Genomic DNA, 20,150 nt, shown 5'->3' with positions numbered 1-20,150 from the left:
TTTTAATTTATCAATTATATTCTTTGAGCCATTTCTGATATGCGCCCAGTCTAACTACTTTATACTATGTACTAACGACTAACTAGTAAGCCAAGTTTGGCGATAACCATCTCTCCGCCTCTTTCAAACTCATTCCTTTTCTAATTGCATACTCTTCTACTTGGTCTTTCGTAATTTTCCCTAGGCCAAAGTAGCGCGAATCTGGATGAGAAAAATAGAAACCACTAACTGCTGCGGTAGGGTACATTGCATAGCTTTCGGTAATTCGAAGACCAATCTTCTCTTCTGCATCTAAAAGAGCGAACAACGTTCCCTTTTCAGTGTGTTCAGGACAGGCGGGATAGCCTGGAGCAGGACGAATACCTTGGTATTTTTCACTTATCAGCTCTTCATTGGTTAGCTGCTCTTCTTTTGCATAGCCCCAATAATCTTTACGTACAATTTCATGCAGTTTTTCGGCAAAAGCTTCTGCCAATCTATCGGCCAAGGCTTTTACCATAATACTATTATAGTCATCGTAGTTTTTTTCGAATTCGGCAACCAATTCATCGCAGCCTATACCAGTGGTTACTGCAAAACCTCCAAAATGATCGTGCACACCACTATCTTTTGGTGCAATAAAATCAGACAATGCATAGTAGGGTTGTCCATCGGTTTTTTCGGCTTGTTGGCGCAACGTGTGGATTCTTACCTTAGCTGCGGTGCCGTTTTTTAGCTTTTTATCCGCTTTAAGAGAGCAACTTTCTACTTCGAGCTCTATATCATCGCCAATAGCACTTGCTGGCCAGAAGCCGAATACCGCTTTAGCAGTTAATAATTTTTCGTCGACTATGCGCTTTAAAAGTATTTGAGCATCTTCAAATAATTTTTTTGCCTCTTCGCCAACGAATTTATCATCAAAGATTTTTGGATAACTACCACGTAGCTCCCAAGTATGGAAGAAAGGTGTCCAGTCTATGTAGGGAACAAGCTCGGTTAATGGAAAATCTTCAAAGACCTTTGTTCCGGTAAAGCTTGGGGCAGGTGCCACCCGAGTTAGATCCAATTCAAATTTATTTTCCCTTGCTTCTTCTATGGTTTTAAATCGTTTGTCGGATCGCTTATTTAGATGTGCTTCACGAGCTTTATCGTATTCAGCTCTGATCCCGGCAACATATTCATCCTTTGTTTCTGGATTCATTAATGTACTACATACAGTTACACTTCTCGATGCATCTAAAACATGAATGGCAGGTCCGGAATAGTTAGGTGCAACTTTAACGGCGGCATGTATACGAGAGGTAGTAGCACCGCCAATAATCAGCGGAATGGTAAAGCCTTCGCGTTCCATTTCTTTGGCAAAATGCACCATTTCATCGAGCGAAGGGGTAATTAATCCACTTAAACCAATAATATCAGCATTAATTTCTTTTGCTTTTTTTATAATATCTTGGGCGGGAACCATTACACCCATATCAATAATTTCGAAATTGTTGCAGGCTAAAACTACGCCTACAATGTTTTTTCCAATATCATGCACATCGCCTTTTACTGTGGCCATTAACACCCTACCCGCTGATGAATTTTGATCTTGATCTGGGTTGGCTAATTTTTCCTGTTCAATGAATGGAAGTAGATAAGCCACTGCTTTTTTCATCACCCTGGCCGATTTTACGACTTGAGGTAAGAACATTTTGCCAGCGCCAAAAAGATCGCCCACAATGTTCATCCCATCCATTAATGGGCCTTCGATAACTTGAATAGGACGTGCATATATTTGTCTGGCTTCCTCTACATCGTCGTCCAAATACTCGACAATTCCTTTTACCAAAGAATGAGATAATCTTTCTTCAACCGTTCCCTTGCGCCATTCTTCGTCTCTTACAATTTCTTTTCCTTTACTTTTTATGGTATCTGCATATTCTACCAAACGTTCGGTAGCATCGTCTCTACGATTTAGCAATACATCTTCTACGCGTTCTAATAGCTCGGGCGGAATTTCTTGATAGACTTCAAGCATCCCTGCATTTACAATCCCCATATCTAATCCTGCTTGGATAGCATGGTATAAAAAGGCAGAATGCATCGCCTCGCGAACCGTATTATTTCCTCTAAAAGAGAACGAGATATTCGAAACCCCACCACTTACCTTTGCGTAGGGCAAGTTTTCTTTTATCCAACGCGTAGCGTTTATAAAATCGACTGCATAGTTATTATGCTCTTCTAATCCCGTTGCAACGGTTAAAATGTTGGGGTCGAAAATAATATCCTCGGCAGGGAAGCCGATTTCATTCACTAAAATATCGTAGCTTCTTTTGCAGATTTCGGTTCTGCGTTCAAAATTATCGGCTTGGCCTTTTTCGTCAAATGCCATTACTACTACGGCAGCACCATATTGCATAATTTTGCGAGCACTTTCTCTAAATTTTTCTTCGCCTTCTTTTAAGGAAATGGAATTTACTATTCCTTTACCTTGCATGCATTTCAAACCATTTTCGATGACGCTCCATTTAGACGAATCGACCATGATAGGTAGTTTTGCAATATCGGGTTCTGAGGCTATTAAATTCAGAAATTTTGTCATGGCGGCTTCCGAATCGAGCATGCCCTCGTCCATGTTTACGTCGATAATTTGGGCACCTCCTTCTACCTGTTGCAAGGCGATGGCTAATGCAGCTTCGTAATCGCCGCCTAGAATAAGTTTCGAAAATTTAGGGGAACCGGTGATGTTGGTTCGCTCGCCAACATTCACAAAAATACTTTCTGGGGTAATGGTAACCGGCTCAAGTCCACTTAAACGTAAATAATGCTCAACTATTGGCACTTCTCTAGGTTTAGCGTTTCTTGCTTTTTCGGCGATGCAACCAATATGTTCGGGAGTAGTGCCACAACACCCACCTACAATATTTACGAAGCCCGAGCTGATAAAATCATCAACCAGATGTGCTGTTTCGTGTGGCATTTCATCATATGCGCCAAATTCATTTGGCAAACCGGCGTTTGGATAAGCAGAGATGTAGCATCCAGCTTTTGCAGCTAATTCTTCTATATGTGGGCGCATTTCTTTGGCACCCAATGCACAGTTGAAGCCGATGCTTAAAGGTTTAGCGTGCATTACCGAATTTAGAAAGGCTTCGGCGGTTTGGCCAGATAATGTTCGGCCGGAAGCATCGGTTATGGTGCCCGAAATCATGATCTCTAGCTTTCTACCAATTACTTCTTCATATTTTTTAATGGCAACAATGGCCACTTTTGCGTTTAAGGTATCGAAAATGGTTTCGATTAAAATTACATCGGCACCACCATCAACTAGGCCGCGTACTTGCTCGTAATAAGCTGCTTCGAGTTCGTCGAAATATATAGCTCTAAAACCAGGGTCGTTAACGTCGGGCGACATGGAAAGCGTACGATTGGTGGGTCCGACTGCTCCCGCTACAAAACATTTCCGCTCTGGATGGGCTGCCATAAATTCTGTAACGGCTTGTTTTGCTATTTTGGCACCTTCGTAGCTCATTTCGTACGAAAGGTCTTCCATCTGGTAGTCGGCCATCGAAATGCGTTGGGTACTAAAGGTATTGGTTTCTATAATATCCGCTCCAGCCTCGAGGTATTCGAGGTGGATGGTTTTAATAATGTCGGGACGGGTAATGTTCAGTAAATCGTTATTTCCTTTTACATCGCAAGGATGATTTTTAAAGCGTTCGCCTCTAAAATCTTGTTCAGTTAAAGTATAGCGCTGAATCATAGTGCCCATGGCACCGTCTATAATTAAAATACGTTTTTTTAGTTCTTCTCTAATGTCCATTTTTTTATAGCAAGTAGCGAGTATCAAGTGTCAAGATTTCTTGAAAAGAGTACAAGCTATTTGTATCAGTAAAATTCAAATATGCACCTAGCTTGGTTCTTGCTACTCGATACTTTATAACTGATACTTAAAAGGCTTACTCAAAAGTTAGAATAGATTATTCTTCTTTAAACTTATCTTTTCCCGACTTATCGTTGGAATAGAATGTAGCACCTTGTTGGCACAGGTTGCTAAGACATCGTTGGGTCTAATCCCTCCGCCTTTCTTTATAAGCGATACAAAAATGCAACAAAGGCTTGTCAATTCCAAAAAAAAGGGGGTAATTACCAAATAAAATTACAAAGGCCACGCAATTCTGCACGGCCTTCGGTATAAAATTTTGCTTAAGCTTATTTTCTGCTTCCGAAAATACGAAGTAGGTATAAGAAAATGTTTAAGAAGTCTAAGTACAAAGACAAGGCAGCTACAATAGCCATCTTTTTAGATTCTACCTGTAATACTTCTTCGCCACTTGCTTCAATGCCCTGTCCAATTCTTTTAATTTTTTGCACATCATAGGCGGTTAAGGCGGTAAAAATTGCTATTCCAATGAAAGCCATAAATAAACTGAATTGCTCGCTTTGAACAAACATATTGATCACACTCGCAATAATTAACACGACAACACCCACGATTAAAATAGGGCCGAATTTACTTAAATCTACATCCGTAGTATAGCCTAAAAATGCCATCACGCCAAATATAGCTGCAGCACCAGCAAAACAGCTTACTACTGAGCCAGAGGTATATGTTAATAAGATAAAGCTTAAGCTTACACCCGTTAAAACAGCATATAAAATGAATATACCAAGTAAAGCAGGATAAGATAACTTGCTTAACCCAAAGCTCATTGTTAACACCAAAGCTAAAGGGGAAAACATAGCAACATAACCTAGAATAGACATCCCTACTTTTCCTGTGTTAGGATTAATTGTTACTAAATAGGACATTAATTCCTTATTACTTCCAAATAAATAAGCCGCTAAGGTAGAAAGACTCAATGCCACAAACATCCATAAAAAAACGTTTGCGAAAAATTTTTTAGCAACGGCGCCTTCTTCCATTACAAAAACGCTATTGTCTTGATATTGATAATTTTGTTGTTCCATATTTGATTTGTAAAATACGATATAAAAATAAGCAATTAATTTAATCTTTTTGTCAGCAGTTCTTCAACTTTTTTGTAGAACTGCGTGGGTTTTAGCTTACGCCAGTGCAGATCATCTAGCTCACCACCAAAATTAATATAATAATCGATGCTGCTTTCTCTGAACTCACGAATTACATGTTCGTTAAAGTTTACGCCTGCAATCCATCCTTCTTCCACATCCTGAAACCACTCTTCATAGTAACTATCATCTGAGGAGTGATAGTTCAATACATTTTCGCCGAGGAGGATAAATTTGTTAATGCCTTCATCGATCATCAGCTCTATAATTTCGCGCTTTAAAAACATGATGTCGTTGTTAATCGCATCATTCCATTCGCCCATGAGCTCGATAATGGTGTATTGTCTGTCGTAATCAGTATATAAAACTTTTATGTACAGTGTATTTGACCCAAATACATCCCATTGAGGGTGAATGAGGTAGTTGTAGAGTTGTTTATCAAAATAAAATTCAGAGTATTCAGTATTATAAAAAGGCGACCGTTCATCTTCAGCAGCTATATAATCATCTCTCCAAAGATAAAAGGGTTCGATTTCGTGCATAATTGTGTTGCGTGTTGTGGGTTGTGTGTTGCGGGTTTGGGTGTTTAAGAATAGCGAGTTTTGTAAGCGGTTAACAAAAAGTTATTAAAATATTTTAGGTACTGGAATAGGTTAGGCGGTTAGCCTCGCAACTCACAACTTACAATTCGCAACTATCCTTTGCTCGCTTCTACCGCCTTACGTACACTTCCATATTTGTTTAATAAATCGGCAGCAAGATCGTGATCTATATTTAACTCATCCATCACCATCTGAGTGCCTCTATCTACCAATTTATGGTTTGTTAACTGCATATCTACCATTTTATTGCCTTTTACGCGGCCTAATCTAATCATCACAGTTGTACTTAACATATTAAGTACTAGTTTTTGGGCAGTTCCTGATTTCATGCGTGTTGAACCCGTTAAAAACTCTGGTCCAGCAACTACCTCTACAGGATAATCTGACTCGGCAACAATTGGTCCGCCATAATTGCATACGATACATCCTGTTAAGACCCCATGTTTGCGGGCTGTATTAAGACCGCCAATAACATAGGGTGTAGTGCCCGAAGCCGCTAAACCCACTAGCGAATCTTTTTCGTTGATGTTGTATTCTTGTAGATCGATCCAGGCTTGTGCTGCATCATCTTCGGCAAATTCGACGGCTTTTCTAATAGCGGTATCGCCACCTGCAATGATGCCTACAACCCGATCGAAGGTTACGCCAAAGGTTGGGGGGCATTCCGAAGCATCAACAACACCTAAACGGCCACTTGTTCCGGCACCAATATAAAACAATCTGCCACCTTTTTTCATTCTTTCAGCAACGGCTGATGCTAATTTTTCTATCTGGGGTAGTGCTTTTTCTACCGCTAGGGGAACAAGTTTGTCTTCGGCATTTATTCCTTGTAGAATCTCCATAACAGACATTTTGTCGATATCGTTGTACTTAGATTCCTGCTCGGTTATTCTATTCATATGTAGATTATATTGTTTTTTTTGTCATATGGAATACGCCATATATCTTCATTTGTATTTGTGTGTTTCTGAAATATGGCAATTTCATCTGTGGGGTATTTACTAGATAGACTTGGTTTGTGTTAAAGTTCGTTAATTTCTGCTAAAACTAGAAATATTACGAATAAATCAATGCAATTTTAGAGAGAAGATTACGCCTCTCCAAATAATTACACAAAATTATTGAAAAAACTAGGTCTTCATTTAATTAACAGCCTAAAATTCATAACTTTGTAAGGCCTATTCTAGATGAAAAAAAATACCCTAAATAATATCCTTATTGCTTTAACCTACTCAATTGTGTTGGTAGGTGGAATGGTTTTGGGTTATAAATTCTTAAAAGAAGAGGGCTTTAAAATTGAAAGTAAAAGTCGCTACGCCGATAACAGCGATCAAAAAGTTGAAGACATTATCCATATCATCAATAAGAATTATGTTGATGATGTTAATGCCGACAGTTTACAGCATTTGCCGATTGATAGTTTGTTGCATCAATTGGACCCGCATAGTATTTATTTGCCGCCTACAAAGGCTTATGAATTAGCCGAAACTTTAGAAGGTAATTTCGAGGGCATTGGGGTTGAGTATTATATTTTAAATGATACGTTATTGGTAACTAATGTGCTAAAAGATGGGCCTGCTTATTATGGCGGTTTAAGGCAGGGCGATAAAATTCTAAAAATCGACACTACAATAGTGAGTGGAAGATCTTTACCTCGGTCTGAAATGATTGGTAAAATTAAAGGAAAGAAAGGCACTTCAGTTCAGTTAATGATTGCTCGCCAAGGCCTAACAGCACCTACTTTATTAACCATAAAAAGGGGTAGGGTAGATGTAAGTAGCATCGATGTAGGCTATATGCTTAACTTCGAAACGGCATACATCCGCATTAGCAAGTTCGGTGCAAATACCGATAAGGATTTTGTAGATGTTGTGAGGGGATTAAAAACCAAGGGGATGCGTAAATTGGTTTTAGATTTGCGTGATAATGGAGGAGGCTATGTAAGTGCTGCAACGGGTTTAGCCAATCAGTTTTTGCAAGAAGATAAATTAATTGTATATACTGAAGGCAAGCATGAACCACGTACCGATTATTTTACAACTGGGGGTGGCGAGTTTGAGCAAGGGAAATTAGCGGTGCTGATAAACGAAAACTCAGCATCTGCTAGTGAGATTTTTGCTGGGGCGATGCAAGATTTAGATCGTGGAATTATTGTGGGCAGACGATCGTTTGGTAAAGGCTTAGTACAAGAGCAATTCCCATTCGAAGATGGGTCTGCCCTAAATTTAACCATTGCACGTTATTATACCCCGCTTGGTAGAAGTATCCAGAAATCGTACAAAAAAGGATATACCGCGTATCAGCATGAAATCGAAGATCGATTAAATGATGGTGAGTTAACCGCTCGAAACGTGAAAGCTAAAGATAGTTTGCAAAAAGGTACGGCCTTTATAACGGCTTCAGGTAAAAAGGTGTTTAGTGGAGGGGGCATTCAGCCCGATATTTATGTAAAGCTCGATACTTTAGGATATACTAAGCTTTATGCCGATTTGGTGAATAAAAAAATATTGATTGATTTTGTGTTTAATGTATTGGCAGAACGTTATACACCCACTTATTTGTCGCAAAATTTAGGCAGTTTTGCCATCAGTGATGCCGATTTTAAGGATTTATTAAGCTATATCCAATCGAAGAAAATTAAAATTGATCCTAAGCAATTGGCGATATCAAAATCAACCATCTATAATGATGTAAAAGTAATGTTATGCAGGTACCATTTGGGCGATATTGGTTATTATAAGGCAAGTAATTTAACAGATCCCGTGGTAAAAGTGGCATTAGCAAGCTTGCAGTAACTGTGCTCCATGAATATACTTATTGTTGAAAACGAAAAGGCACTTGCCCTAGAAATGGCCGATTTTTTAGGCAAGGAAGGCTATGTAATCGAACATGCTTGGAAATATGCATCAGCTTCTGAAAAAATATTTATCAATACTTACGATTTCATCTTGCTCGACCTTGGTTTGCCTGATGGCGACGGCCTGGCGTTACTAGCGCAACTGAAACGCATTAAGGATAGAGATGATGCGGTTATAATTTTAACGGCTAGGGGTGATGTGGACGATCGCATAGGTGGGTTAGAGGCGGGAGCGGATGATTATTTGGCAAAACCCTTTTCGCTTACTGAATTGTTAGCTAGAATGCATGCCATCATACGGAGGAAACATAAACTCGAAAAAAATGAGGTGAATGTTCATGGATTTGTGTTGGACATTAAAAATCATCAACTTAGTTATGGCGGCCAGCGGCTTAATCTTACCCATAAAGAATTCGAAATTTTTAATTATTTGGTATTAAATAAGAATAGGGTAATTTCTAGAATTAATCTTACCGAACGGGTTTGGGGTGATATTTTAGAAGTAAACAGCGATTCTAATTTTGTAGATGTGCATGTGAAAAATCTTAGAAAGAAACTGGCTGCATTTGAAGATATTGGTTGGTTTGAAACGGTACGGAGCATTGGATATAGAATAAATTATCAATGAACTAGCCATGTACCCTAACGAACAGCAAATAAAATACATGGCGTAGACCATGTGGCCATAAAAAAATATTGTAATCTACATATGAAGCTTCAATTTAAGCTGGCCTTATACAATACCTTAACCAAAGCAGCAATTATTGTTCTTTTGGGGGTTTTGATTATTGTTTTCATTAAAAATATATCAATAAACCATATTCAAGCACGATTAAAGGAGAAACGGACAAAGATTATCGGTCATTTATCTGCTCCTGAAATAAAAGATTTTTTGGCACAGCAGGGCAATTATACAGATTATAACTTGCTGAAGGAAGAATATTTTACGCTTAGCAACATCTCGAAAATAGAAAATAGCAAGGTAAAATTCACAACCGAAGAAAGAACAATTGAGGGCGGACAGCTTACCTATGAAATTTTGTTGCAAGATTTTAAGCATAATGGCCAACTTTATCGACTAGAGCTTGGAGAAGCCTTAACTACGGTAGATTTGCTCGAAAAAACCATCTTAAAGTTCACCTTGCTCATTTTGGCGGCCTCGGCCATAATTACTTTAGTTACTGATCTTTTTTTTTCTAAATATTTGCTTTCTCCTTTTTATAAAATTGTGGACGAAAAAATAAATAAGGTAAACGATCCTATTCATTTTAACTACGTTCCTATTAAAACTACTACGACAGATTTTGTGCTGCTCGATGAAAGTATAAGCATGTTGATGAATAAATTTCGGACGTTTATCTTAACCGAAAAGGAGTTTATTGCCAATGTTTCGCACGAATTGCTAACCCCCATTTCTATATTAATGGTAAGGATGGAGAATTTGCTGAACGAAGAAAATCTATCAACTGATGGTGAAAATAAGGTTTTTGCAAATTTAAAGACGTTAAATAGATTAAAATCAATCATTAATAGTTTGCTTATGATTTCTAAAATAGAACATCAGCAGTACAGCAGGGCTGATGAAATTTCGATTAAGGAGGTGATTGCCGATGTGGTGAATGAGTTGGATCATCGCTTGTTGATGAAAAACCTATCGATCGAAATTAATTTATCCAAAGATTTTGTTTTTACAGGCAATGCATCGTTAATTAATATTCTAATTACTAACCTCGTAAGCAATGCGATAAAATACAATGTTCAGAATGGTGAAATCCGCATTACTGCGAATACGAATGCACAGCATTTCGATTTACAGATTAGCGATACGGGTATAGGGATAGCAGAAGCCCAATTGAAACAAATTTTTAACCGTTTCGAACAATTAAACCATGGCGAAGAAGATGGCCATGGTTTAGGTTTGTCTATTGTTAAGCACATCGCCGATTTTCATGGTATACAAATAGCGGTAAATTCTGTAGTCGGAGCAGGTACCACGGTCTTCTTAAAATTCCTAAAATAACTTCATCATTTCTTCATATTAGTGATGCAACTTTGAGCTAACAATTTAATCACATAAATAATTATGAAAAAGTTCATTTTATCATTAGCCATCGTTGCTACATCATTTGGCGCATTTGCACAAACTCCAGCAGCAAAAAAAACAGAAGTAAAAACAGAAAAAAAAGCAGCTCATAAAGCTAAAAAAGAAGCAAAAAAAGCAGAGGTTAAAAAAGAAGCTACAAAATCTGTAGTTAAAACTCCAGCTCCTAAAAAAGGATAATTGAGTAAAGTTTAAATTAGGTTTGATGAAGTCCTCAGCAAAATTTGCTGGGGATTTTTTATTTCTGTCTAAAGTAGATCTGTATCGGTACTCCGCTAAAATCAAAGTGTTCGCGCAATTTGTTCTCTATAAAGCGCTTATAAGGTTCTTTGATGTATTGAGGAAGGTTACAGAAAAAAGCAAACATTGGTGAGGTGGCATTAATCTGTGTGATATATTTTACCTTAATATATTTTCCCTTTAGAGCTGGTGGGGGATAGTTTTCAATAATAGGCAGCATTACATCATTCAATTTCGATGTAGGAATTTTCTTGCTACGGTTTTTATTTACCTCTAAAGCAGTTTCTATGGTTTTAAAAATACGTTGTTTGTTCAATACCGAAATAAATACGATTGGTACATCGGTAAATGGTTGCAGTTTAGTGCGGATCTGATTTTCGAATTCTTGAATGGTTTTATTGTTTTTCTCAATTAAATCCCATTTGTTCACTAAGATCACAATTCCTTTTTTGTTTTTTTCGGCCAGGTGAAAAATGTTTACGTCTTGCGACTCTAATCCATCTTCTGCATCGATCATCAGCATCACCACATCGGCTTCTTCTAGTGCCTTAATGGTACGCATTACCGAATAAAATTCGATGTTCTCTTTTACCTTTGTTTTTTTACGTAGACCGGCGGTGTCGATAAACATAAATTCGTGACCAAACTGCTTGTAGTGGATATGAATGGAATCGCGAGTAGTACCGGCGATTGGGGTAACAATGTTTCTATCTTTACCAATTAGTGCATTAATTAAGGATGATTTACCAACGTTTGGGCGACCAACAATGGTAATTTTAGGCAAAGAATTTTCTTCTTCTGGAATGTCTTCAAAGTGAGTGATCACTTGGTCTAGCAAATCGCCAGTTCCAGAGCCAGTCATCGATGAGATGGTATAAATTTCGCCTAACCCGAAACCATAAAACACCGTTGCGTCGTTTTCTAACTGATGGTTATCTACTTTATTAACCACCACAAAAACAGGTTTTTTACTACGGCGTAAAAGCTGTGCAATTTCATCGTCTAAATCAGTAATTCCTGTGGTTACATCAACCATGAACAAAAGCACAGTGGCTTCTTCGATGGCAATTACAACTTGTTCGCGGATAGCAGCTTCGAAAACATCTTCAGAATTGGCCACATAACCACCTGTGTCGATTACGGTAAACTCACGGTTGGTCCACTCGGCTTTACCATAGTGCCTATCACGTGTTACGCCGCTAAAATCATCTACAATAGCTTTGCGACTTTCGGTTAAGCGGTTAAAAAGGGTAGATTTGCCTACGTTTGGTCTTCCGACGATTGCGATGATATTGCTCATTGTATTGGTATTTTTGGCTAATGGATTATGGCTAATGGCCTATAGCTTGGATGCATAAGCACTTCGCATTAGGCATTCAGGTTATTAATCACCCACTATTAACCAATAGTAACTCTCTTTGCTTTAAAGTATTAACATACTGAAAAGGAGTGCAAAGGTACGGTAAATTATCTTAAAAGTATAAAAAATTAGTTTTTGTACTTTTCCATCAAGTCTGTCAGAACCTTTTCGGTAAGCTGAAAATTGGCCAATAATGGGAAGCCTTCCCATATTACAATGCCTTTAGGGCTAACAATTATCACATGTGGAATAGCTTTAACTTCAAGTTGTTTATGCATTCTTTTTTTAGGGTCTACAGCTTCAAAGTAATTTATTTTTGGATTGTTGAAGCTTTTAACTTTTTCTTCTGGTTCATCAGAAATTCCGATTACATTTAACCTATCGCTAAATTTTTTATGGAAATCGTTAAGCATTGGAATATAAACTCTGCAGGGCCCACACCATGTTGCCCAAAAATCAATTAGCGTAAATTTGCCTTTTGTGGTGTCTGGTTTTATAGAGAGCCATTTTTCTACTTCTATTTTAGGCGCTTTTTCATTTAGAACCGATTTTGCCCAAAGCTTTTTGTCGTTATTGATTTCCTGTCCAAATGCGAAATTTGTGCTTATAACTGCAATAAGAATTAATACGATTTTTTTCATGATATGAATGTATGTAGCCTAAATTGCAATTTAATTATCATACCCAAAACTCTTCAAGTAGTTCTTTTTGCTTCTCCAATCGGGCAGTACCTTAACAAATGTTTCGAGGAATACTTTGGTATCTAGGAACTTTTCGATGTCTTTTCTGGCTTCCATGCCTACTTTTTTAAGCATTGCGCCGCCTGTGCCGATGAGAATGTTTTTTTGTGAGTCGCGCTCTACCACGATTTCAGCAGTAATGCGTACCATTGGCCCGCCTTTGCTTTGTTCTTCTTTAAAAGAAGTAACGATTACCTCCGTGCTATAGGGAATTTCCTTTTTATAGTTGAAGAATATTTTTTCGCGGATAATTTCAGAAACAAAGAAACGTTGACTACGATCGGTTAATTCTTCTTTATCGTAATAAGCCGGATGCTCTGGTATGTTTTCTAAAATCATTGGTAATATGCCTTCTAAGTTGTATTTGTGTAGCGCCGAGATGGCATAGATGTGCTTGGGGTTTAATTTTTCTTGCCAATACGCAAATTTCTCGTCTACTTGTTCTTGGGTAGCATTATCAATTTTATTTAACAGTACCACCAAAGGGATTTCTGTGTTGATTATTTTTTCGAGCACATCGTTTTCATCGTGTTTCTCGTGAATGTCTGTCACAAAGAGGATTAAGTCGGCATCGCTAAGTGCGCCATTTACGGCAGTCATCATTGAATCTTGCAGTCCATACAGCGGTTTTATGATACCGGGTGTATCTGAAAAAACAATTTGGAACCCTTCTTCGTTTACAATACCAAGAATTCTGTGACGTGTAGTTTGAGCTTTAGGGGTGATAATGGAAAGCTTTTCGCCTACTAGGGCATTCATTAGGGTAGATTTACCTACGTTTGGTTTACCGATGATGCTTACAAAACCTGCTTTATGCGACATAAAAATATTTTTTAAAATAAATTTGTAATGCAAAGAAACGAATTATATCTTTGCATTCCAATTCGGGGGAAGTGTTAAGGATTTAACAAAGCCTTCAAATTGTATAGCGTGCGGGGTGGAGCAGTTGGTAGCTCGTCGGGCTCATAACCCGAAGGTCATCAGTTCGAGTCTGGTCCCCGCTACCAAAGGAAGTTGAAAGACACTTCTTTATTTTTTGGCCCGTTCGTCTAGGGGTGAGGACGCCAGATTTTCATTCTGGAAACAGGGGTTCGATTCCCCTACGGGCTACTGAAAAAATAACTTGCTGATTATCAGCAAGTTATTTTTGTTTTAAGGGAATCCGAACCTTGATTTTGCAATATCAAAAATGCCCTCTACTATACTAAAATCGCCTTTCTAATAATATTGTTCGAGGCAATAATCTTAAAATATATCAATTTTACTAGCGTATTTTTAAGCGTTTTTTCTTTAGAAAAAAGACGCTACATCTAACAGACTTTCTCTTCCTATTTTCCTGCATTGTTTAACTAAACCTATAAACCATGTTGGAAAAAACTTTCGGATTGTTCTTTTTCTTAAAGCAATCTAAAACAAAGAAAAATGACTGCAGGTACGTCTATCTAAGAATTACCGTAAATGGCGAAGCCAGAGAACTATCTATCAAGAGGCGCTGGCCCACCACTAGATGGAATCAATCTTTAGGTAAGGCTGTAGGCACGAATGAAGATGCGAAAAATCTGAACACATACATTGAAACACTTTCTGCCAAAATCTACCAGGCAAAATTAAACCTGCTTGAAACAGAAAGAAAAATAACAGCTCAATCCTTAAAAAACTACATTATTGGTTGTGGCGAAGATCAAACTTTGCTTCAGCTTATAGGCATCCGTCAAAAGAGAATCCAGGCCCTTATCGGTAAAGGCTATAGTCTGGCAACGCTTAAGCGTTATAAGACGATCTGTAACCATATAAGAGACTTCATTAAATGGAGATATGAAGTGACGGATATTAACATCCGTGACCTGAACTATGAATTCATATCTGATTTTGCTTTCTGGCTAAGGTCTTACAAGGACTGCGGAAATAACTCAGTTGCTAAGTATGTGGGTAATTTAAAAGGAATTATAACTGATGCAGTAAGAAAAAGCTGGTTGAAAAATAATCCATTCATTGAATTTAAAGCCACAAAAGATGACGTAATAAGAACCGCATTAACAAAAGAAGAATTGCATGCAATCATATCGAAAGAGTTTACGATAGAACGGCTAGATATCGTAAAAGACATCTTTGTATTCTGCTGCTACACCGGCCTGGCATATGTGGACGTAAACAGCCTAAAGCAAGAGCATATCACTACCGGCATAGACGGCTCTCCATGGATAACGATTAGAAGACAAAAGACCGGAACTTCATCCAAGTTACCATTGTTACCGATCCCCTTAGCCATCCTAGAAAAGTATAAGGATCATGCGAGATGCATTACACAGAACAATGTTCTGCCCGTACTGACCAATCAAAAAATGAATGCTTATCTGAAGGAGATAGCGGATGTTTGTGGAATTAAGAAGAACCTAACCTTTCATCTAGCTCGACATACTTTCGCTACAACTGTAACCTTAAACAACGGAGTGCCAATTGAAACCGTGTCGAAAATGCTAGGGCACAAATCCTTAGCTCAGACTCAGCACTATGCGAAGATTCTGGATGGAAAAATTAGTAGTGATATGCAGGTTTTAAGAGATAATTTGAAATTATAATGATTGAGTTTCTGTTTGCAATAGGGGATAATTTATTCCCTATTATAAATTCAATAGTTGGTAATTAAAAAAAAATAGACGATAAATGATGCAATTTTAAATCTACTGGTAAGTCCTAGCATTCATAAGCTAGATCTCAAAAGATTTTAATTGAATGCCTTCAATTGTTTTCCATTCTAAAGGCCCACTCGCAGATCTAGCAAGTGTTGCGGCCGCAGCTCTAGATGATGACGTAAACACATAATCTTTCGTAAGTCGATAAAATGTACCATCAATTTTCAACGTTCCGTCATTTAGCATCTTCTCTCTTTCAAGGCAAATACCATCAGCTAAAGAAGGCTGTTTCTGGATTATAAATAAAGAATCTTTATACACAACAAAGCCTTCCGTTGAAGGGCTACCTTTGCTATCAGCTCCCGCTCCATTTCGACAATAAAATATTTGGTCTTGGATTTCCTTATTTTCTATGGTTTCTTCCAACGCTTCAAATACCTTATAGCCTAAAGTAGCAGTCAGGACTTTTATATGAGCTAAAAATTCCTCTAGTTCCGCTTGTTCTGCTTCTGATAATTCAGAGCGTGTAGGAATATTCTGATTAATTGTATAGCGTTCGGCTTTTAAAGCTAATTCATGTAGCCGATTTTCCAGATATTTCACACTCGCTTTGTTAAGATATTTATCCTTACTACCAAAAAAGATAGCTTCATTCCAGAACTCTTTATTAGAGATTTGTTGGAACAAACGATCTGCTATCACCTCCGCTTCACCAATATAGGCAGTACCTTCGTTGTTTTCACCCTTACCTATGAGAATGTAAACACCTGGTTTTTGAAATTCTGGACGGGTGCTATATTCTTTAATTTTAATACGCGGCACTTTAACTCCAATTCCAGTCCAATTGCTGAGTTCAGCAGTAATAAGGCCATTAGTTGTTCCATCAACAAGAAAGAGGCGTATAGTTTTTCCGAAAATATTCATGTTAGTATTGCTTTGACCAAATAATCAATTCGAGTAAATTATTAACTAATGCTTTGATAGTATACTCGCTAATGAAGTAATTTCTGTTAGGATCTTCATGGATATATTCGCCGGAAGGCCAATAAATTGTATTTGCTAGGTAATATATTGTGGGAACCTGATAAACAGTTGAAATTGGAACCGCAGGAGGTAATACACCTCCTGAAAGATGTTTCATAAGATCGTTAAACTTAATCATCCCATTTGCTCTGAACATATTATCAGGAACAACAACTTTGGCTCTGCTATTAATAGATTTGTAAATGGCTTCTTGAAAACTTCTTACATCAGCTAGTATCCCTTTAAAATTGCCAAAATCTTTTTCAATCAGACCGCCAGTAAGTATTTTTAGAAGCTGTTGTTCTGCAGCATCATTCATCTTACCTGATTGGAAAATTTCAAAAACGCTCTGATATTCTCTTTTAATTTTTAATGTTTCCGCATTCTGAATGTAATACAACAGTTCATTTAAAAGCCTCTCCTCGTCATCAGGTTTTTTGATGAACATTTTCTCATCAGTATAATACGGTTTGAGCTTGGTAAATTCAGATTCGTCCCCTGTCAAAATAAATCTTGGAAATCCCGGAATAGAAGAATCTAGATATTTAAGTGCAACATTTAAGAAGGATGCATCTTCTTTAGATTGGTCATCTTTTAGAAGACACTTAATATCTAAAACCACTGCTGCATACCTATGTGCATATTTGGGCAATAATATTTGCAAACCCTCAAGACTGTTCGCGGGAGCAACTGTTATGCCTTTTGCAAAGGCCTGGTTAGTAAAATCCTTAATGTAATCCTGATTATCGTCTACTAAAATAATGCTATTCATAAATTTTATCATTAGTTATTGGTAATTCAATTGTTAACGAGAATCCTTTTTTGTTCTTTTCTTCCACAACCAGTTTCCCTTTATGTGCTTCTACGATCCTGTTTATATAATTTCCTCCAATCCCTGAACCTTTACTTTTGTTTCCTTTTTCAAATGCAGTTGTAAAATCTTTCTGCGTTAATTCGTAGGGTTTTCCATTGTTCCCATATTCAATCGAAACAATATTCCTTTTACTTAGGTGGCGGACAGTAAATGTTACTTTATTGGTTTTGTGAGTACTAGTGCCATTAAATGCATGCCTTTCCGCATTAATAAGCAACTGATCCAGCAGTTCTTTAAAAGATGCTTTGTGCAACGGAACTGAAACCGAATCACCTTTTATTTCTATGCTGTACTTACCATTTTGTTCAACAGCCTTTTGCATTTTATATTCGTTTAGAAAATCTAAGATATTCGTTTCTGTCAAGTCCTCCGGTAACAGTTTAAAGTTCATTACTTTATCAACATTAGTAAGAATATCATTTAAATGCTGTGTCTCATTAGAAAGCTTATCTATTAGCTGAGTTAGGGAGTAATTATCAGGAGGTGCTATTTGATTCTCAATTTCAGGGTCAACATTTAATTCAATTTTTTCGTATTCTTTCAGTCTTCCAATATGTTCACGTTCTATAATTCTTGCTATACGCTTAGTAACCCCATTCAACCCTGAAAAGGTAGGACGTAACTGATGAGTTAAGATCTTAATCACATCAGCCTCTGCTTGTTTTGTTTCTTCCTGATAGCCTAGTGCTTTAATTCGCTCTTCAACCCTATTGCGTTCGTCTGATATGAGGTTGGCCTTTTGTGATTGCACAAATTCATGTTGTGCTTCTATACTCATATAGGGTATAACTGTCTCTTTCAGACCAGTGATACTGATATAGGGCATAACAGCTCCCAGTCTGCGTTTCTCAATTTGGTCTTGAATAAAGGTAGAATGTAATTGATAGTATAAGTACTCAATATTTAAATCTAATTTTCCATTTGGAATTAAAGCATATACATTGCTGTGAGGAAGAATCTTCGGGGCTTGATTGCTTGGCCTGAAAATAGTTGCCTTCAGGTTTTCTCCGATCCGAGCTACTAATATGCATTCTTCTGCAATTACATATCGTTCATATATATAGTCGTCATGAATGCCTTCACTATTTTGAATAGTTAAACCAATATCCAATATATCCTTTGAGAGCTTCTCCACTTTAATTAAGGGGATTTCAGCATCTGTATGAAGTATTGCCTTTTCTGGACTTATTCCTGATTTTATTTGTACTAAATCTGTTAGGTACTTTGCGCTTCCTTCTTTCAACATATTGTTGGCAAGGAGAAACTGGGCATCATAGGATTCTGCTAATAAAGATGCATCAGGCCTTAAATCTTTGATTTGTACGATTTGTGCATTCTTTCCGGAAATTTCTTTCTCTACATATAAACGAAGAATATCTTCATTATTTAAAACTAAGGATTTTGGCGTTTGATCATTAATATTCCCTAGGATAAAATGAATATGATTCTTTAAAAGATCAGTTTTATTATTATTAAGTACAAGTATGGATGCTTTGGCATCAGTAAAAGGTCTTAAAGTTCCATGAGGAAGGCTAATTACAGTTTCAATAACATCTTTTTTTATTAATAACTCTCTGATTTCTTGTTCTTTGCCTTTTTTTGCTAAAAAACCATCAGAAACTGTTAACACAGCTTTTCCGTGAGTTTTTAATTTAGAAAGAGCAAAAAGAACTAGAGCACCAAAACTCTTGCCTGATTTTGGTACTGTGAGACCATACTGACTATAGAGCATCAGATACTCAACAGAGCTAGTAATTCCATTTGCTGGCAAGTCTGCGATTATATTATCATATTTTCTTTCGATATTTATTTGATGAAAGCAATCTTCTGCATCTATACGCATATGAGAAATACCATGCATAAATATATTCATGTTGCCAAGCTGAGCTATGCGGCGGTTGATCTCCGAACCATAAGTGTGAATATTCCTATTTGAGTTTAGAAAAGATTCAATAAGCAAGCTTCCTATACCAGCCACTGGATCATAAACACTACTTTCCTCTTGGGCATCAAGCAATTCAACCATAAGCTGTCGCAAACTAAAAGGTGTATGATGGATAGGTGACCTGGTACTGTCTAAAGAAACAAGAGTAATGAGGTGTTCATATACGTTTCCAAACTCCTGGTCATTTAAATTCGCTGTCTCAATTTCTTTAATAACAGACCATATTTCCTGAACTTTGTGCCTATCAAGCTTTGCAAGTAGCCGTGAGCATTCTTCAAAGACTCCTTCAGGTGCAATATGATATTCATCTAAGGACTTTAAACCTTCAATCAAAGACTGTCCTCCATCTATTAACTGATCTAATGGAATAATGATCTTTTTATCAAAGGACAAAGGATATCTACGGCCTGAATAGTGATTAATATCTAACAGTCTTTTATAATAAAAAAGAACAGCAATAATAAACTGTATGTCTGCTTGGATAAAGATGCCTTTCAGAGTATGGGTCAAATACTCGTAGCTGGTTAGTATGCTTTTCCAAGCAGGATCATTAATTAGAACAATATGCCCGTTTATATTTTGAAATAATGAGGGATAGTTTTTGATACGAAGATATATTTGATTAGTCTGCAGGGGCTCACGATCGTTACGAGTATAGTATCCCTTTTGGTTTATTGCTAAAGCAATATCCTTTGCCCTCATCGGGCGATTGTTTTCCTTTAATACAGTCTGTATTGCTTCGTGTAAAGTCATAAAATATTTTTTTAAGCTTCGCTTTCTTAA

At 37.3% G+C, this 20,150-nt stretch carries 15 protein-coding genes, 2 tRNA genes and 1 riboswitch; of the genes, 7 read left to right on the top strand and 10 right to left on the bottom strand.

What is annotated here, in order from left to right; genetic code table 11:
- Positions 1-82: 82 nt before the first annotated feature.
- The 4 genes from metH to murQ form a co-directional block, all read right to left on the bottom strand.
- Positions 83-3,784 (bottom strand): methionine synthase, encoded by a 3,702-nt coding sequence (gene metH, locus WG904_RS03160; protein WP_339577830.1) that lies wholly within the window; start codon positions 3,782-3,784, stop codon positions 83-85.
- Between the two features lie 170 nt (positions 3,785-3,954).
- Positions 3,955-4,059: riboswitch (SAM riboswitch) on the bottom strand.
- A 114-nt stretch (positions 4,060-4,173) separates the two neighbouring features.
- Positions 4,174-4,932, bottom strand: coding sequence for a Bax inhibitor-1/YccA family protein (locus WG904_RS03155; protein WP_339577829.1), 759 nt, complete (start codon positions 4,930-4,932; stop codon positions 4,174-4,176).
- 35 nt (positions 4,933-4,967) lie between these two features.
- Positions 4,968-5,534 carry a hypothetical protein gene (locus tag WG904_RS03150; protein ID WP_339577828.1) on the bottom strand — a complete coding sequence of 189 codons (567 nt, stop codon included), beginning with the start codon at positions 5,532-5,534 and terminating at the stop codon, positions 4,968-4,970.
- A 152-nt stretch (positions 5,535-5,686) separates the two neighbouring features.
- On the bottom strand, positions 5,687-6,493 hold the full coding sequence (gene murQ / locus WG904_RS03145; RefSeq protein ID WP_339577827.1) for an N-acetylmuramic acid 6-phosphate etherase: 807 nt from the start codon (positions 6,491-6,493) through the stop codon (positions 5,687-5,689).
- Between the two features lie 288 nt (positions 6,494-6,781).
- Between murQ and WG904_RS03140 the strand changes: the two genes are divergently transcribed.
- The 4 genes from WG904_RS03140 to WG904_RS03125 all read left to right on the top strand — a co-directional run bounded on the left by WG904_RS03140 (position 6,782) and on the right by WG904_RS03125 (position 10,732).
- Positions 6,782-8,389, top strand: a complete 1,608-nt coding sequence (locus WG904_RS03140; protein ID WP_339577826.1) for a S41 family peptidase — start codon at positions 6,782-6,784, stop codon at positions 8,387-8,389.
- A gap of 9 nt (positions 8,390-8,398) precedes the next feature.
- Positions 8,399-9,079, top strand: coding sequence for a response regulator transcription factor (locus tag WG904_RS03135; protein ID WP_339577825.1), 681 nt, complete (start codon positions 8,399-8,401; stop codon positions 9,077-9,079).
- A gap of 81 nt (positions 9,080-9,160) precedes the next feature.
- On the top strand, positions 9,161-10,471 hold the full coding sequence (locus WG904_RS03130) for an ATP-binding protein (RefSeq protein WP_339577824.1): 1,311 nt from the start codon (positions 9,161-9,163) through the stop codon (positions 10,469-10,471).
- 63 nt (positions 10,472-10,534) lie between these two features.
- Entirely contained in the window at positions 10,535-10,732 is a 198-nt protein-coding gene (locus tag WG904_RS03125; protein WP_339577823.1) for a hypothetical protein, read from the top strand.
- Positions 10,733-10,790: 58 nt separating this feature from the next.
- On the opposite strand, the gene der is transcribed toward WG904_RS03125, so the two are convergent.
- From der to era, 3 genes are all read right to left on the bottom strand, one after another.
- Positions 10,791-12,092: a ribosome biogenesis GTPase Der gene (gene der, locus WG904_RS03120; RefSeq protein WP_339577822.1), complete on the bottom strand. Its 1,302-nt coding sequence runs from the start codon at positions 12,090-12,092 to the stop codon at positions 10,791-10,793.
- 188 nt (positions 12,093-12,280) lie between these two features.
- On the bottom strand, positions 12,281-12,793 hold the full coding sequence (locus WG904_RS03115) for a TlpA family protein disulfide reductase (RefSeq protein WP_339577821.1): 513 nt from the start codon (positions 12,791-12,793) through the stop codon (positions 12,281-12,283).
- Between the two features lie 30 nt (positions 12,794-12,823).
- The gene (era, locus tag WG904_RS03110; RefSeq protein ID WP_339577820.1) at positions 12,824-13,714 is read right to left on the bottom strand and encodes a GTPase Era; all 891 of its coding nucleotides are present in this window, start codon (positions 13,712-13,714) and stop codon (positions 12,824-12,826) included.
- 109 nt (positions 13,715-13,823) lie between these two features.
- Between era and WG904_RS03105 the strand changes: the two genes are divergently transcribed.
- The 3 genes from WG904_RS03105 to WG904_RS03095 all read left to right on the top strand — a co-directional run bounded on the left by WG904_RS03105 (position 13,824) and on the right by WG904_RS03095 (position 15,471).
- Positions 13,824-13,899: transfer RNA gene (locus WG904_RS03105), tRNA-Met, on the top strand.
- Positions 13,900-13,930: 31 nt separating this feature from the next.
- Positions 13,931-14,002: transfer RNA gene (locus WG904_RS03100), tRNA-Glu, on the top strand.
- A 254-nt stretch (positions 14,003-14,256) separates the two neighbouring features.
- Entirely contained in the window at positions 14,257-15,471 is a 1,215-nt protein-coding gene (locus WG904_RS03095) for a site-specific integrase (protein ID WP_339577819.1), read from the top strand.
- Positions 15,472-15,600: 129 nt separating this feature from the next.
- On the opposite strand, the gene WG904_RS03090 is transcribed toward WG904_RS03095, so the two are convergent.
- From WG904_RS03090 to WG904_RS03080, 3 genes are read right to left on the bottom strand one after another with little or no spacing between them, the layout of a single operon-like run.
- A complete protein-coding gene (locus tag WG904_RS03090) occupies positions 15,601-16,449 on the bottom strand; it encodes a GIY-YIG nuclease family protein (RefSeq protein ID WP_339577818.1) in 849 nt (282 codons plus the stop codon).
- 1 nt (position 16,450) lies between these two features.
- Positions 16,451-17,320 carry a response regulator gene (locus WG904_RS03085; RefSeq protein ID WP_339577817.1) on the bottom strand — a complete coding sequence of 290 codons (870 nt, stop codon included), beginning with the start codon at positions 17,318-17,320 and terminating at the stop codon, positions 16,451-16,453.
- The gene (locus tag WG904_RS03080) at positions 17,313-20,120 is read right to left on the bottom strand and encodes an N-6 DNA methylase (protein ID WP_339577816.1); all 2,808 of its coding nucleotides are present in this window, start codon (positions 20,118-20,120) and stop codon (positions 17,313-17,315) included. The genes WG904_RS03085 and WG904_RS03080 overlap by 8 nt, the downstream gene beginning before the upstream one ends.
- Positions 20,121-20,150: the final 30 nt, after the last annotated feature.

Origin of the sequence: Pedobacter anseongensis (genome assembly GCF_037482965.1) — a bacterium.
Taxonomy (GTDB): Bacteria; Bacteroidota; Bacteroidia; order Sphingobacteriales; family Sphingobacteriaceae; genus Pedobacter; species Pedobacter anseongensis.
This window is presented reverse-complemented; position numbering and strand designations above follow the sequence as displayed.